A 14,739-nucleotide genomic window follows, 5' to 3' on the forward strand; every position below is an offset into this window, starting at 1 on the left:
TCAGCCCAGGACGGTGGTGCGGCCCACGACGAGGGTCCCGGGCACGAGGTGCGCCCCGGGGGTCAGGGGCCGTTCCCCGGACACCGCGTCCAGCAGTGCCGCGGCGGCGCGGGCGCCGATGAGGTCCAGGTGCGGGTCGACGGTCGTCAGGTGCGGGAGGTCCGTGCCCTCGCGGCCCCCGAAGCGGAGCTCGAAGTTGTCGTACCCGACCAGGGCGACGTCCTGCGGCACCCGCAGACCGGCCGCGGTGAGGGTCTGCTCGACCCCGGCGGCGATCTCGTCGTTGCCGCAGAACACGGCGTCGACCAGGGCGCCGTCGTGGTCGAGCAGTTCCCGGGCGGCGGCCGCGCCCCAGGCGCGCGACCAGTCGCCCAGCAGCGGGGGCCGGGCCAGGGCCGTCCCGCGCTCGGCCAGGCGGTCGGCGAAACCGCGCGCCCGGTCGGCCGCGGCCACCGACCCGGACGCGCTGACGTGCGCCGGCCGGGTCCGGCCCAGGTCCACGAGGTGGTCGGCGACCAGGCGCCCGGCGCCGGCCCCGTCGGTGGAGAACCAGGTGTCGGTGGGGTCGGCCGAGACGGCGTAGGCGTGCACGGCCGGCACCTGCAGCCCGGCGGTCAGGGGTTGCAGGGGCTGCTCGGGACCGTCGCCGACGATGAGCAGGCCCTCGATGCGCCGCGAGCGCAACCGGCGGGTGATCTCCGGCAGCGCTTCGGGGTGGCCCTCGGCGTCGTAGTGCAGCACGGCGATGTCGGCCGCACCCAGGGTCGCGGTGGCGGCGGCCAGCACCGGCAGGGACAGGGTGCCCGCAGCCAGCTGGGTGAGGATCCCGACGGTGCGGCTGACGCCCTGCTTGAGGAACCGGCCCTGGGCGTTGGGCACGAAGTCCAGCTCCTGGGCCGCGGCGAGGATGCGGGCGCGGGTGTCGGCCGAGACCCGGCCCGCACCGGCGAGGACGCGCGAGGCGGTGGAGTAGTGCACGCCCGCGCGCGCCGCCACGTCGTGCAGCGTGACCGATCCCGGCATCGCTCCGACCTCACCTCCCAGCCCCGTCGCCCGGTGGGTCGTCCGCGCGGCGACCGCGCTCGACCGTACACGGCGCGTGAGGCGGTGCGCGCGGCCCACGGGGCGGTGGCGGGGGTTGACACCGGTCGGTGACCCGGCGAGTCTCGGACGTGGACAAACGTTTGTCCACGTCCCCTTCCCCCAGGAGCGACTCGATGACGAGGTCTGCCACCCCTGCCCGCCCGGCCCGTGCCCTGACCGCCTTGACCACCGTGGCCGCGGCGCTCGCGGGCACGACCCTGCTCGCCCCCGCGGCGGCGGCGGCCCCCGCCCCGCCCGCCCCGGTCCTGAGCCCCACCCGGCTCGGCAACGTCTTCACCCCCGGCGCCGAGCGCACGGTCGTGGCCACCAGCACCGCCCGGTCGGTGACCTGGACGGCCCGCCAGGACGACGGCGCCGTCGCGGCCCACGGCCGGGCCACCACCCGCGCGGGCCGCGCCGTCGTCCGGCTGCCCGGCTCGCTGGCCACCGGCTGGTACTCCCTGGACGTCGTCGCCGCCGGGGGGACCGAGGCCGCCACCACCAGCCTGGCCGTCCTCGACGCCGTCGCGCCCGCAGCGGCGGGCACCGCCGCGGGGACCTTCGGCGTGGCCACCCACTACGCCACGACGTGGCCCACGGCCTCCCAGCAGCTCGTGGCGCCCGCCGGGGCCACCAGCGTGCGCGACGAGGCCTTCTGGGGCCACGTCGAGACCACCCCGGGCGTCCTGGACTTCAGCGCCGTGCACGCCCGCCTCGACCCGCTCATCGCCTCCGGCGTGCGCCCCCTGCTCATCGCCGACTACGGCAACCCGCTCTACGACGGCGGGCAGGGCCCCACCAGCGAGGCCGGCCGGGCCGCCTTCGCCCGCTACGCCGCCGGGCTGGCCGCTGAGTTCGGGCCCCACCTGGCCGGGCTGGAGGTGTGGAACGAGTGGGACGTCGGCACGAGCGGCAACACCACCAACGGCGCCGCCGACTACGTGGCGCTGCTGGAGCAGGCCTCGGCAGCCGTGCGCGCGGCCGCCCCGGGCGTGCCCGTCCTCGGACCGGCCGTGGGGAACCTCACCTCCGGCTGGCTGGAGGACACCTTCCGCCTCGGTGCCCTCGACCACGTCGACGCCGTCGTGGCCCACCCCTACTCCTACCCGTCCCCGGCCGACGAGCTGGACGCCCAGCTCGACGCGCTGCAGGCGCTGGTCCACCGCTACGCCGCCGGCCGCGACCGGCCGGTGTGGATCACCGAGCTGGGCTGGCCCACCGGGACTGCGGTCCGCGCCGTCGGCGAGCGGGAGCAGGCCGCGAACACGGTCAAGGCCATGGCGATCGCGACCACCCACGACGTCGGGCGCTACTACGCCTACGATCTCGTCGACGACGGGGACGACCCGGCCGACACCGAGCAGAACTTCGGCCTGCTGCACAGCGCCACGTCCCCGCAGGGCGCGTTCACGCCCAAACCCGCCTACGCGGCCTTCGCCGCCACGGCGGGTCTGCTGCGCGGAGCGAGCGCCGTCGGGGACGACGCACCGCTGCCCGGTGTGGTCCGCCAGCGCTTCCGCGCCGCCGACGGCACCGCGCTGCAGGTGCTGTGGGCCGGCACCGGCACCGGCACCGCACCCACCCTCGCCTTCCCGGCCGCCGGCCCCGTGAGCACCGTCGACCTCTACGGTGCCCGGCGGACCCTGCGGCCCGTCGACGGGGTCGTGCGGCTGCAGGTCGGGGCCTCGCCCGTGTGGCTGCGGGGGACGGTGGGCGCGCCCACCGCGGTCGCCGACGCCTTCGCCGTCGCCGCCACCACGGCCGGGGACCCGGCCACCGCGTCCTGGACGGTGACCAACCCCGACCGGCGCGCCCGCACGTTCCGGCTGCGCGTCACCGGCCCCACCGGGCACCCCGCCACCGCGACCGTGCGGGTGGGCGCAGGTGCCAGCCGCACCACCGCGGTGCCGCTGCCCGCCGTCACCACGACGGGCGCGGCGGCCTACCGCGCGACCGTCGAGCGCGGGGGCACCGAGGTGGTCCGCTTCGCCGCGACCGGGACGGTCACCGACCCCGTCGTGCTGCGCGGTGCGCACACCGTCGGCGACGGCACCCAGGGGCTGCGCCTGAGCGTCACCGACCGCTCCGGCGAACCCGTCACGCTCCGGCAGGTGCGCTGGAGCGCCGGGGACCGCCAGGGCACTGTGCTCACCGGCGCGGTCGTGCTCGCCGGGGGCACCGTGACCGCCGACGTGCCCCTGGACGCAGCCGGGGCCTGGACGGCTGAGGCGACCCTGGACGACGGCACGACGTACCGCACGGGCGGCACGTTCGTCCCCGTCGACCCGGCCGCCGTCGTCGACGTCCCACGCACCACCGTGACCGTCGACGGCGTCCTCGACGAGGCCGTGCGCGCCCGGCCGGGGCTCGACCTGGACGCGGCCCCCTTCACCCCCGCCGCGGCCGGCGCCACCCGCCCCGCCGGCTTCGGCGGCCGGGCCTGGTTCACGCAGGACGACCGCGCCCTGTACCTCAGCGTGCAGGTGCGCGACGCGGTGCAGTCGCAACCAGCGACGGGCGCCTCGATCTGGCAGGGCGACGGCGTGCAGTTCACCGTCGCCGCCGGGGCACCGGGGGAGGCCCCGGCCTGGAACGAGATCGGGGTGGCCCTGACCGCGGCCGGTCCGCAGCTGCACCGCTGGCTGGACGCCGCCGGGGCCCGCACGGACGTCGAGGGCGCCCAGCTGGCCGTGACGCGCGCGCAGGGCACCACGACCTACGAGGTCGCCCTGCCGTGGACCTCGCTGGGTGACGTCCGGCCCGCCGACGGGCTGTTCTCCGCCGCCCTGGTCGTGAACGACGACGACGGGGCCGGCCGGCTGGGCTGGCTCACCTGGGGCGGCGGCATCGCCGAGGCCAAGGACTCCGCCCTCTTCGTCCCGCTGCGCCCGCTGACCTGACCCGCCCCGACCGGCCCGGGGTTCCGGCACGCTGACCCCCCGGTCCCTCTCACCGGGACCGGGGAGTCGACGTGCCGCTCGCGCCGACCCCCCCGCCGGCAGGAGGGAGCGGAGGGACCCGAGCGGTCTGGGAGACTCCTCCCGTGACCGAGCCGACCACCCTGGCCGACCTCCCGCTGCGCGAGGACCTGCGCGACGAGCACCCCTACGGCGCGCCGCAGCTCGACGTGCCGGTCGTCCTCAACGTCAACGAGAACCCCTACCCGGTCGCCCCCGAGATCGTCGCCGACATCGCCGACGCCGTGGCGCGGGCCGCGGTCGGGCTGAACCGCTACCCCGACCGCGAGTTCCTCGACCTGCGCGCCGACCTCGCGGCCTTCCTGCGCACCGAGTCCGGCGCGGAGCTGACCCCCGAGCAGGTGTGGGCGGCCAACGGCTCGAACGAGGTCATGCTGCACGTCCTGCAGGCCTTCGGCGGCCCGGGCCGCACGGCGCTGAGCTTCGCGCCGACGTACTCGATGTACCCCGAGTACGCCCGCGACACCCTCACCACGTGGGTGGCGGGCCGGCGCGAGGACGACTTCACGGTCGACGTGGACCACGCGCGCGAGCAGATCCGCCGGTACCGCCCCTCGGTCGTCCTGCTGACCAGCCCGAACAACCCGACGGGGACGGCGCTGCCGCTGGCGACCGTCGAGGCCGTCCTGGAGGCCGCGCAGGACGCCGTGGTCGTCGTGGACGAGGCCTACGGGGAGTTCCGCCGGTCCGGGACCCCCAGCGCCCTCGACCTGCTGCCCCGGTACGGCAACCTCGCCGTCAGCCGCACCATGAGCAAGGCGTTCTCCCTCGCGGGGGCGCGCGTGGGCTACCTCGCGGCCTCGACGGCCTTCGTCGACGCGCTGCGCATCGTGCGTCTGCCCTACCACCTCTCGGCCGTCACGCAGGCGACCGCGCGCGCCGCGCTCAAGCACTCCGCGACGTTGCTGTCGACCGTCGACGAACTGCGCGCCCGTCGCGACGAGACCGTCGCGTGGTTGCGCGGCAACGGGTTCGACGTCGCGGAGTCGGACGCGAACTTCGTCCTGTTCGGGCGGTTCGACGACCGGCACGCCGTCTGGCAGGGCCTGCTGGACCGGGGGGTCCTCATCCGCGAGACCGGACCGGCCGGCTGGTTGCGCGTGACGATCGGCACGGCCGACGAGATGCAGAAGTTCCGTACCGCACTCCAGGAAGTGGTGGGTCAGCAGTGAGCCGTACCGCGCGGATCGAGCGCAGCACCAGCGAGTCCAGCGTCCTCGTGGAACTGGACCTCGACGGGTCCGGGCAGACGCGGATCGACACGAGCGTGCCGTTCTACGACCACATGCTCACCGCGCTGGGCAAGCACTCGCTCATGGACCTCACCGTCCGCGCCAGCGGGGACACCCACATCGACGTGCACCACACCGTCGAGGACACCGCGATCGTCCTGGGCCAGGCGTTCCGGCAGGCGCTGGGGGACAAGGCGGGCATCCGCCGCTTCGCCGACGCGACCGTGCCCCTCGACGAGGCGCTCGCGCACGTCGTCGTCGACGTCTCCGGCCGGCCCTACTGCGTCCACGAGGGCGAACCGGCGGGCCAGGAGTTCCACCTCATCGGCGGGCACTTCACCGGGTCGCTGACCCGGCACGTGCTGGAGAGCTTCGCGTTCCACGCCCAGATCTGCCTGCACGTGCGGGTCCTGGCCGGCCGCGACCCGCACCACGTCGTCGAGGCCCAGTTCAAGGCCCTGGCCCGCGCCCTGCGCTACGCGGTCGAACCCGACCCGCGCGTGCAAGGCATCCCCTCCACCAAGGGCGCCCTCTGATGACGAAGGTCGTCGTCCTCGACTACGGCTTCGGCAACGTCCGCTCGGCCGTGCGCGCCCTCGAACGCGTCGGGGCCGACGTGGAGCTGACCTCGGACCGCAGGGCGGCGCTGGAGGCCGACGGCCTGCTGGTCCCCGGCGTCGGCGCCTTCGCCGCGGTCAACGCCGGGCTCAAGGCCATCGGCGGGGACACGATCGTCGACCGGCGCCTGGCCGGGGGCCGTCCCGTCCTCGGGATCTGCGTGGGCCTGCAGGTCATGTTCGAGACCTCCACCGAACCCGGGGAGGGGCTGCCCGACGGGCTCGGGCAGTGGCCCGGGACGGTCGAGCGCCTGCCGGCGGACGTCGTGCCGCACATGGGCTGGTCGCAGGTCGAACCCCCCGCCGGGTCGCGGTTGTTCGCCGGCGTCGAGGACGAGCGGTTCTACTTCGTCCACTCCTACGCCGTGCAGCGCTTCGAGATGGTCGACACCACCGACGGCCGGGTGCCGCTGCCGCAGATCACGTGGGCGCAGCACGGCGCGCGGTTCGTCGCGGCCGTCGAGAACGGCGCCCTGACGGCGACGCAGTTCCACCCCGAGAAGTCCGGCGACGCCGGCGCCCGGCTGCTGCGCAACTGGGTCGACTCCCTGACCTGAGCCTGTCCAGGCCCGTACCGTCGCAGGGTGCGCACCCGGACCACCACCGCCCCCGACGGGACGCGCTGGTCGGTGCAGGTGCGCTTCCTGCCGCGGTGGCGGTTCCTGTCCCGGCGCACCGGGGCGTGGCGCCGCAGGCGCCGGGAGGGCTCCGACGGTCCCGACCTCGGCGACGTGGCGGACCTGGTGCCCAGCGGGTCGGGCGGTCACCACTCCGGCGGTGGGTCCGGCGGTGGGTCCGGCGGTGGGTTCCTCGACGGTCTCGACGAGGGCGTCGCCCTGCTCGTGGTGCTCCTCGGGTTCGTGGCCCTCGCCGCGCTCGGCTGGTTCGTGCTGATCCCGCTGCTGCTGCTCGTGGCCGACGTCGTCGTGGTCGCCGTCCTGCTCGTGGCGGGGGTGCTGGCGCACGCGGTCCTGCGCCGGCCGTGGGAGGTCGTCGCCGGGCACGCCGGGGCCGACCGGGCGGTCGTCAGCACGGTCGTCGGCTGGCGGGCCGCGCTGCGCCACCGCGACGACGTCGTGGGCCGGCTCGCGAAGGGGGCCCCGCTGGAGGCTGCGGCGACGGTCCGCGCACCGCGCCGACCCTCGTAGACTCGCCCCCCGTGACCAGCGAGAACACCACCCCCAGCCGGCGGCTGGAGCTGCTGCCCGCCGTCGACGTCGCCGACGGCCAGGCCGTCCGCCTCGTCCAGGGCGAGGCCGGCAGCGAGACCTTCTACGGCGCTCCGCTGGAGGCGGCGCTCGCCTGGCAGGAGGCCGGGGCCGAGTGGGTCCACCTCGTCGACCTCGACGCGGCCTTCGGGCGCGGGTCGAACCGCGAGCTGCTGGCCGAGGTCGTCGGCCGCCTCGACGTCGCCGTGGAGCTGTCCGGCGGCATCCGCGACGACGCCTCCCTGGAGGCCGCGCTCGCCACCGGCTGCCGCCGCGTGAACCTCGGCACCGCCGCCCTGGAGGACCCGGACTGGACGCGCGCGGCCATCGCCCGGCACGGCGACCGGATCGCCGTGGGCCTGGACGTGCGCGGGACGACGCTGGCCGCCCGCGGCTGGACCCGCGAGGGCGGTGACCTCTGGGAGGTCCTGGCCCGCCTGGACGCCGACGGCTGCTCGCGCTACGTCGTCACCGACGTCACCAAGGACGGCACGCTGCGCGGCCCCAACGTCGACCTGCTGCGCGAGGTCACCTCCCGCACGAAGGCCCCCGTGGTCGCCTCCGGCGGCATCTCCAGCCTGGAGGACCTGCGGGTGCTGCGCGGGCTCGTCGACGCCGGTGTGGAGGGCGCGATCGTCGGCAAGGCGCTGTACGCGGGCAGCTTCACCCTGCCCGAGGCGCTCGACGTGGCGGGCCGGCCCTGACCGAGGGGTCCCGGCTCACGGACTCCGCCGGGGTGCCGTGGGCCGGCCGGACGCTGCAGCCCAACGCCTTCGCCGGCGACGACGGGTCGCGGCCGCCGGAGCTGGCGCGGGCGCTGGAGGTCTGGGCGGCGACCGGTGAGGACCTCGTGGCTCGCGTCCACGCCGAACGCGCCGTCGTGGCGGCCCTGGCCGGGGCCCGGGTCTTCGCCCCCGTCGTGGCCGAGCTCGGTGAGCTCGACGGGCACGGCGGCGACAAGAGCGCCGACATGGCGCTGGCCCTGCTGACCCAGCCCGACGGCCGGCGGGGTCTGCCGCTGTTCACCGACCTGGCCGCGCTCACGGCCTGGCGGCCCGACGCGCGCCCGGTGCCGGTCCCGGCCGAGCAGGCGGCGTTGTCCGGGGCGCAGGAGGAGTGCGACGTCCTGGTCCTGGACCCGGCCGGTCCGGTGCGCTTCGTGGTGCGCCGCAGCGCCTTCTGGGCCCTGGCGCGGGGCGGGGCGTGGATCCCCGCCGCCCTGGACGCGACGGTCGCGGCCGTCGTGGCCGACGCGGTCGCCGACCTGCCCGTGGTGCGGGGCACCCGCTGCGAACCGGGCCGGGGCGCCGAGCTGCGCGTCGTGCTCGGCGTCGTGCCCGGTCTGGACCGGGAGCGGCTGGACGGCCTGCTGCGGGTCGTGGGGGAGCGGCTGGCCTCCGGCGTCGTCGCCGAGCGCGCCGAGTCCCTGGAGTTCCAGGTCCTGCCCGCCTGAGCGGCCCGGCGCGCACCGCGGGTGCGCGCCGGGCCGGTGAGTGGCTCAGGAGGCGACGGGCGTGCCCGGGCCGTCGGCCGGGGCGTCCGCGGCCTCCTGCGCGTCCGCGGCCACGGCCTGCTCGCGCGCCTTGATCGTCGTGTAGGCACCGAACCCGGCGGCGGCCAGGGCCAGCGCGGTCGTCCACCGCTTGTTGAAGACGTGCCCGGTGGCCTCGTCGAGGCTGAGGCGACCCGGTCCGCCGACGGCCAGCGCCACCGAGGCCAGCCCCAGGACCCCGGGGTACTCGAAGCCGCCGGACGTGGCGAAGAACCCGTTCGGCTTGTGCACGAAGGTCGCCGCCGCCATCGCCGCCGCGGCCGCCGCCCCGCCGACGGGGGTGGCCAGGCCGAGGGCGAGCAGCGCGCCGCCGCCGGCCTCGGAGGCGCCGGCGAGCACGGCGTTGCGCTTGCCGGGGCGGAAACCCATGGCGTGCATGGCTCCCGCGGTGCCCTCGATGCCGCCGCCGCCGAAGGCGCCGAAGAGCTTCTGCGCACCGTGCGCGATGAGCGTGCCGCCGATGCCGAGGCGCAGGGCCAGCAGGCCGAGGTCGTTGTTCGCCACGAGGGTCCTCCAAGTGCTTGCGAGTTCAAAGGGTGGGCCACATTCGACCACCTCCGGTGCCTTCCCCTCGCAGCGGGGCCGAAACCCGGGCGCGGCGCCTCCGCGAGGAGTGCCAGAGTGCTCGGGTGCCCCTCGCCGTGTCCGCTCCCGCACGGGCCTTCCGTCCCTACCGCGACGTCCTGGCCGTGCCCGGCGTCGTCGTCCTCGAACTCGTCGGCTCGCTGGGCCGGGTGCCGGCGTTCATGGCCGGGATCGTCTGCGTCCTGCACGTCGTGCAGCACCTCGGCCTCGGCTACGGGCCCGCCGGCCTGGTGGGGGCGGTCGCCACGATCGGGACCGCCGTCAGCTCGCCCTGGCGCGGCTGGGTCGTCGACCGGTACGGGCTGCGGCGCGCGCTCGTGCCCTCGATCGCGGCGCAGGCGGTCTGCTGGTCGGTGGCGCCCTTCGTCCCCTACGCGGGTCTGCTCGTGACGGCCTTCGTCGCCGGGGCGCTGGGGCCGCCGGTCTTCACCGTCGTGCGCCAGTCCCTGGCCGTCGTGGTGCCGGCCGAACGCCGCCGCACGGCCTTCTCCCTGGACGCCGTGCTCGTCGAGTTCTCGTACATGGTCGGCCCCGCGGCCGGCACCGCCGTCGCCCTCGCCTGGTCGACGACGGCCGCCATGCTCGTCGTCGGCGCCACCCAGTGCCTGGCCGCGGTCGCGATGTTCGTGCTGGACCCGCCGTTGCGCAGCCAGCCCCACGACGAGCACCCCGGTCGCACGGCGGCGCGGCACGGCGTGTGGACCACGGCCCTGGTCCTGGCCATGGCGTGCGCGTTCTCCGCCGACCTGGTCCTGTCGGCCACCGACCTGGCCGTCGTGGCGCAGCTGCGCGAGGAGGACGCGGTGCGCTGGACGGGACTGGTGCTGGCGGTGTGGGCGGCCGGCTCGGTCGTGGGGGGACTGGTCCACGGGGTGCTGCCGCGGCCCGTCCCGCCGTGGCTGCTGGTGATCTGCCTCGGGGCGGCGACGACCCCGCTGGTCCTGCTGCACGGCCCCCTGGCCCTGGCCGTCGGCACGTTCGTCGCGGGCCTGTTCTGCGCCCCGGTCATCAGCGCGACGGTCGACCTGGTCGCGCACGGCGTCCACGAGTCGGTGCGGGGGCGCGCGATGGGCTGGCACGCGGCGGCCACGACGGTGGGCGCGGCCCTCGGCTCACCCCTGGCCGGCGCGATCAGCGACCGGGTGGGCGTCGGCACGCCCTTCCTCGTCGTCGGCCTGCTCGGGGTGGTGGCCGGGGCGGCGACCGCGGTGGTCGCCGCCCGCACGCACGTCGCGCCGAGGTCCTGAGCCCCGCGGTCGCGGTCCGGGGTGAGTCCTCAGACGACGCTGCCCGTCAGCCGCTCGCCGGGACCCTTGCCCGGTTCGTCGGGCACGTCGGAGGCCTCGCGGAAGGCCAGCTGCAACGAGCGCAGCCCGTCGCGCAGCGACCGCGCGTGCTGACCGCCCAGGTCGGGGGCGGACGTGACGACCAGCCCCGCCAGGGCGGTGATGAGGATGCGGGCCTCGGCCAGGTCGAGGTGGTCGGCGGCGTCGGGGCCCTCGGCCAGCCCGCACTTGACGGCGGCGGCGCTCATGAGGTGCACGGCGGCGGTGGTGATGAGCTCGGCGGCGGGGACGTCGGCGATGTCGCGGGCCGCGAGCTCGCTCGGGTCGGGCCGGGTGCCGGCACCGGGAGCGTCGCCGGGAGTGGTCTGTGACTGCATGCTGGTACTCTTGCAGGCGACCGACCGGCACGCGTCACCCGATCCCGCGGCACACCACCGCGAGAACGGGCGCTCGTAGGGCCGGCACGCGAAGCGGAGGCCTCCTCCCACCCCGGTGCTCAGCGCGCCGCGGGTCCCGGTCCGCGCTCCTCCCCGGAGGGGCGCACGCGACAGTCGTCGTCGTGCTCCACGTGGGCACGCCGTGGACGGCCGTCGTCGGATCTGGCTGGCCTCCGTCTGCGCGTCCGCGCACGGGGGCCTTCCTCGTGTCCGGCGGCCTACGACGACGACGAAGGAGCAGCACATCAGCGAGCCCCGCATCAACGACCGCATCCGTGTTCCCGAGGTGCGGCTCGTGGGCCCCAACGGCGAACAGGTCGGCATCGTGCGCGTCGAGGACGCGCTGCGGCTGGCGGACGAAGCAGGCCTCGACCTGGTCGAGGTCGCTCCGACGGCGCGGCCGCCGGTCTGCAAGCTCATGGACTTCGGCAAGTTCAAGTACGAGTCCGACATGAAGGCCCGCGAAGCCCGCAAGAACCAGACGAACACGATCCTCAAGGAGATCAGGTTCCGTCTGAAGATCGACCCGCACGACTACGGCACCAAGAAGGGCCACGTCGAGCGGTTCCTCAAGGCCGGTGACAAGGTCAAGGTCATGATCATGTTCCGCGGTCGCGAGCAGTCCCGCCCGGAGATGGGTTTCCGGCTGCTGCAGCGGCTGGCTGAGGACGTGGCCGACCTCGGCAGCGTCGAGAGCTCGCCGCGCCAGGACGGCCGCAACATGGTCATGGTCATCGGGCCGCACAAGAAGAAGGCCGAGGCCAAGGCCGAGGAGCGTCGCCGCAAGGACGCCGAGGCCGCGCAGCCGGCCGAGGCGCCCGCCCCGGCCGACGCCGCACCGGGCGAGACGGCCGCCACGGCGTCCTGACGCCGGCAGTCTCGCCCACGTCCTGACCTCTGGGCCCGCGGGACCGACACGCTCCCGCGGGCCCTTCGCCAGACCAGGCTGGGAACCACCCCCAGCACCGAACACAGGAGAAGACGTGCCCAAGAACAAGACCCACTCCGGCGCCAAGAAGCGGTTCCGCATCACCGGCACCGGCAAGGTCATGCGCGAGCAGGCCAACAAGCGCCACCTGCTCGAGGTCAAGCCCAGCAAGCGCACGCGCCGCCTCTCGGTCGACCAGGTCGTGTCGCCCGCCGACGCCAAGAAGATCAAGAAGCTCCTCGGCCTCTGATCCGCCGCCGGTCCACCCGGACCGCCGCGACCCCGACCCTCGCGGGCGCGCGACCAGACCGGACGGTCTGAGTCCCGCCGACGCCCGCGGACCCGACGAACAAGGAGTACCCCCGTGGCACGCGTGAAGCGCGCAGTCAACGCCCAGAAGAAGCGTCGTACCGTCCTCGAGCAGGCCAGCGGCTACCGCGGCCAGCGCTCGCGCCTGTACCGCAAGGCCAAGGAGCAGGTCACCCACTCCCTCGTCTACGCGTACCGCGACCGCAAGGCGCGCAAGGGCGACTTCCGTCGTCTGTGGATCCAGCGCATCAACGCCGCCGCGCGCGCCGAGGGCATGACGTACAACCGCTTCATCCAGGGCCTGAAGGCTGCGGAGATCGAGGTCGACCGTCGCATGCTGGCCGAGCTGGCCGTCTCGGACCCGGCCGCCTTCTCGGCGCTGGTCAAGACCGCCAAGGCTGCCGTCCCGGCCGCTCCGGCGGCCGCCGAGGGTTCCGCGGCCTGATCCCGCCGACTCCCGACGCAGAACGCCCGGCAGTGCCCCACGACGCCCTCCCCGTCCTCTCGAACCCCCGAGCGGAGCGGGTCAGGGCCGTGCGGGCGCTGACCGGGCGTTCTGCGCGTCAGCGCCACGGCCGGTTCCTGGCCGAGGGACCGCAGGCCGTGCGTGAGGCCGTGGCCGCCGGTGCCGCTCTCGAGCTGTACGCCACCGCCGAGGCGGCGGCGCGCCACCCCGGGATCGTCGCCGGGGCTCCTCGGGTGTGGACCGTCACCGACGAGGTCCTGGCGGCCATGACCGACACCGTCACCCCGCAGGGGCTGGTCGCGGTGTGCCCCACCACCACGGCCGACCTCGACGAGGTCCTGGCGACGCAGCCGCGGCTGGTGGCGGTCCTGAACGAGGTCCGCGACCCCGGCAATGCGGGCACCGTCCTGCGTGCGGCCGACGCGGCGGGCGCCGACGCCGTGGTGCTCACCTCCAGCAGCGTCGACGTGTTCAACCCCAAGTGCGTCCGGTCCACCGCCGGCAGCCTCTTCCACCTGCCCGTCGTCGTCGGCATCCCCCTCGCCGACCTCGTGACCGCGTTGCAGCGCACCGGGTCCACGGTCCTGGCCACCGACGGCGAGGGTGAGTTCGACCTCGACGACCTGGCCGACGCCGCAGCCCTGGGCGCACCGGGGCGCATCGACCTGCGCCGGCGCACCGCCTGGGTGTTCGGCAACGAGGCCGCCGGCTTGGACGAGGCCGAGCGCGTCCTGGCCGACGCCGTCGTCCGCGTCCCGCTGCACGGACGGGCCGAGAGCCTGAACCTGGCCACGGCCGCCGTCGTCTGCCTCTACGCCAGCGCCCGCGCGCACCGTGCGCCGAGCCCCACCCGTCCCTCCTGAAACGTCCCGCGGTGGCGGACGGGGCCCGATGCCCTAATGTCGCAGACGTGCCCGGGGCCAGGGGGAGCGCCGAGGCCGAGTCGTCGGCCGTCTCCCTCGTGCTGCCCCCGCTCGTCCTCGACGACCTCCCCGACGGTGTCGTCGTGGTCGCCGGCGACGGGTCCATCACCGACCTGAACCGGGTCGCCGAACGACTCCTGGACCGCCCGCGCGCCGAGCTCGTGGGGGTCCCCCTGCGCCGGGCGCTGCCGTTGCAGGACACCTCGGGCCGCCGGTGGTGGGACGTCCTGCGCGACACCGGCCGCCGGCCCAGCGGGGTCACCGAGGACGGCCACCCCGAACGCCTCCTGCTGCTGCCGGGGGGTGCCGAGCTCCTCGTCACCGCGCGCTTCCACCGCGACGGGGCCGGCGCCCTGGTCCGCGCGGTGCTGGCGCTGCGCACCCCCGACGAACGGCGGCGGGCCGAGACGGACACCACGAGCCTGATCGCCACCGTCGCCCACGAACTGCGCTCGCCGTTGACGTCGGTCAAGCAGTTCACGGCCAGCCTGCTGCGGCGCTGGGACCGCTTCAGCGACGAGCAGAAGCGCCTGATGCTCACGACGGTGCAGGCCGACGCCGACCGCGTCAGCCGCCTGGTGGGCGACCTGCTCGACGTGGCCCGCGTCGACGCGGGGCGTCTGACGGTCCACCGCCGGCCCATGGACCTGGCGCTGCTGGTGCGCGAGCACGTCGACCGGCTGCGGATGGCCGGCTACGACGACGAGCGGTTCGCGCTGCGGGTCGCCGAGGACCTGCCCGAGCTGTGGGCCGACCCGGACCGCATGGCGCAGGTCGTCACGAACCTCGTCGACAACGCGGTGCGGCACGGCGCCGGGACGGTGGTCGTGGAGGTGACGGCATCCGACGGGTTCGTGGTCCTGACCGTCGACGACAACGGCGAGGGTGTGCCCGCCGAGAACCGCCCGTACGTGTTCTCGAAGTTCTGGCACGGCGGTGCCCGCAGCGGGACCGGCCTGGGCCTGTACGTGACGCGCGGCCTGGTCGAGGCGCACGGCGGGGACGTCGACGTCGACACCGCCCCGACCGGGGGCGCCCGGTTCACCGTGCGGCTGCCCGCCGGCGAACCGGCCGAGCTCCGCGACTGAGCCGGCGGGCGGAGTCTGGGAGGATCGGGGCAGACCGACCGAACCGC

At 75.6% G+C, this 14,739-nt stretch carries 16 protein-coding genes; 13 read left to right on the forward strand and 3 right to left on the reverse strand.

Annotation, left to right across the window (positions count from 1 at the left end):
- The gene (locus CLV37_RS06940; RefSeq protein WP_106208430.1) at positions 1-1,023 is read right to left on the reverse strand and encodes a LacI family DNA-binding transcriptional regulator; all 1,023 of its coding nucleotides are present in this window, start codon (positions 1,021-1,023) and stop codon (positions 1-3) included.
- A gap of 194 nt (positions 1,024-1,217) precedes the next feature.
- Between CLV37_RS06940 and CLV37_RS06945 the strand changes: the two genes are divergently transcribed.
- From CLV37_RS06945 to CLV37_RS06975, 7 genes are all read left to right on the forward strand, one after another.
- Positions 1,218-3,983, forward strand: coding sequence for a sugar-binding protein (locus CLV37_RS06945; protein ID WP_146149325.1), 2,766 nt, complete (start codon positions 1,218-1,220; stop codon positions 3,981-3,983).
- A 143-nt stretch (positions 3,984-4,126) separates the two neighbouring features.
- Positions 4,127-5,233 carry a histidinol-phosphate transaminase gene (locus tag CLV37_RS06950; protein ID WP_106208434.1) on the forward strand — a complete coding sequence of 369 codons (1,107 nt, stop codon included), beginning with the start codon at positions 4,127-4,129 and terminating at the stop codon, positions 5,231-5,233.
- Positions 5,230-5,829 (forward strand): imidazoleglycerol-phosphate dehydratase HisB, encoded by a 600-nt coding sequence (gene hisB, locus CLV37_RS06955; protein ID WP_106208436.1) that lies wholly within the window; start codon positions 5,230-5,232, stop codon positions 5,827-5,829. Before CLV37_RS06950 ends, hisB begins: the two co-directional genes overlap by 4 nt.
- Positions 5,826-6,467, forward strand: a complete 642-nt coding sequence (gene hisH, locus CLV37_RS06960; RefSeq protein ID WP_106208438.1) for an imidazole glycerol phosphate synthase subunit HisH — start codon at positions 5,826-5,828, stop codon at positions 6,465-6,467. Before hisB ends, hisH begins: the two co-directional genes overlap by 4 nt.
- A 27-nt stretch (positions 6,468-6,494) precedes the next feature.
- Positions 6,495-7,058 carry a hypothetical protein gene (locus CLV37_RS06965; protein WP_106208440.1) on the forward strand — a complete coding sequence of 188 codons (564 nt, stop codon included), beginning with the start codon at positions 6,495-6,497 and terminating at the stop codon, positions 7,056-7,058.
- 11 nt (positions 7,059-7,069) lie between these two features.
- A complete protein-coding gene (gene priA, locus CLV37_RS06970) occupies positions 7,070-7,822 on the forward strand; it encodes a bifunctional 1-(5-phosphoribosyl)-5-((5-phosphoribosylamino)methylideneamino)imidazole-4-carboxamide isomerase/phosphoribosylanthranilate isomerase PriA (protein ID WP_106208442.1) in 753 nt (250 codons plus the stop codon).
- A 32-nt stretch (positions 7,823-7,854) separates the two neighbouring features.
- Positions 7,855-8,571 (forward strand): SseB family protein, encoded by a 717-nt coding sequence (locus CLV37_RS06975; protein WP_211298447.1) that lies wholly within the window; start codon positions 7,855-7,857, stop codon positions 8,569-8,571.
- A gap of 45 nt (positions 8,572-8,616) precedes the next feature.
- Here CLV37_RS06975 and CLV37_RS06980 read toward each other — a convergent pair whose 3' ends face one another.
- A complete protein-coding gene (locus CLV37_RS06980; protein WP_106208446.1) occupies positions 8,617-9,174 on the reverse strand; it encodes a DoxX family protein in 558 nt (185 codons plus the stop codon).
- 125 nt (positions 9,175-9,299) lie between these two features.
- Between CLV37_RS06980 and CLV37_RS06985 the strand changes: the two genes are divergently transcribed.
- Entirely contained in the window at positions 9,300-10,502 is a 1,203-nt protein-coding gene (locus CLV37_RS06985) for an MFS transporter (RefSeq protein WP_106208449.1), read from the forward strand.
- Between the two features lie 29 nt (positions 10,503-10,531).
- On the opposite strand, the gene CLV37_RS06990 is transcribed toward CLV37_RS06985, so the two are convergent.
- Entirely contained in the window at positions 10,532-10,918 is a 387-nt protein-coding gene (locus CLV37_RS06990; RefSeq protein WP_106208451.1) for a DUF1844 domain-containing protein, read from the reverse strand.
- A gap of 304 nt (positions 10,919-11,222) precedes the next feature.
- Between CLV37_RS06990 and infC the strand changes: the two genes are divergently transcribed.
- From infC to CLV37_RS07015, 5 genes are all read left to right on the forward strand, one after another.
- Positions 11,223-11,846, forward strand: a complete 624-nt coding sequence (gene infC, locus CLV37_RS06995) for a translation initiation factor IF-3 (protein ID WP_106208654.1) — start codon at positions 11,223-11,225, stop codon at positions 11,844-11,846.
- A gap of 115 nt (positions 11,847-11,961) precedes the next feature.
- Positions 11,962-12,156, forward strand: coding sequence for a 50S ribosomal protein L35 (rpmI, locus tag CLV37_RS07000; protein WP_106208453.1), 195 nt, complete (start codon positions 11,962-11,964; stop codon positions 12,154-12,156).
- 114 nt (positions 12,157-12,270) lie between these two features.
- Positions 12,271-12,660 carry a 50S ribosomal protein L20 gene (gene rplT, locus CLV37_RS07005; protein WP_106208455.1) on the forward strand — a complete coding sequence of 130 codons (390 nt, stop codon included), beginning with the start codon at positions 12,271-12,273 and terminating at the stop codon, positions 12,658-12,660.
- A gap of 89 nt (positions 12,661-12,749) precedes the next feature.
- On the forward strand, positions 12,750-13,544 hold the full coding sequence (locus tag CLV37_RS07010) for a TrmH family RNA methyltransferase (protein WP_106208656.1): 795 nt from the start codon (positions 12,750-12,752) through the stop codon (positions 13,542-13,544).
- 47 nt (positions 13,545-13,591) lie between these two features.
- On the forward strand, positions 13,592-14,692 hold the full coding sequence (locus CLV37_RS07015; RefSeq protein WP_106208457.1) for a sensor histidine kinase: 1,101 nt from the start codon (positions 13,592-13,594) through the stop codon (positions 14,690-14,692).
- Positions 14,693-14,739: the final 47 nt, after the last annotated feature.

This window comes from Kineococcus rhizosphaerae (assembly GCF_003002055.1).
Classification (GTDB): Bacteria; Actinomycetota; Actinomycetes; order Actinomycetales; family Kineococcaceae; genus Kineococcus; species Kineococcus rhizosphaerae.

Coding starts and splice junctions, on each gene's coding strand:
- CLV37_RS06940 (WP_106208430.1), bottom strand. CDS start 1,023: ATGCCGGGATCGGTCACGCTGCACGACGTGGCGGCGCGCGCGGGCGTG.
- CLV37_RS06945 (WP_146149325.1), top strand. CDS start 1,218: ATGACGAGGTCTGCCACCCCTGCCCGCCCGGCCCGTGCCCTGACCGCC.
- CLV37_RS06990 (WP_106208451.1), bottom strand. CDS start 10,918: ATGCAGTCACAGACCACTCCCGGCGACGCTCCCGGTGCCGGCACCCGG.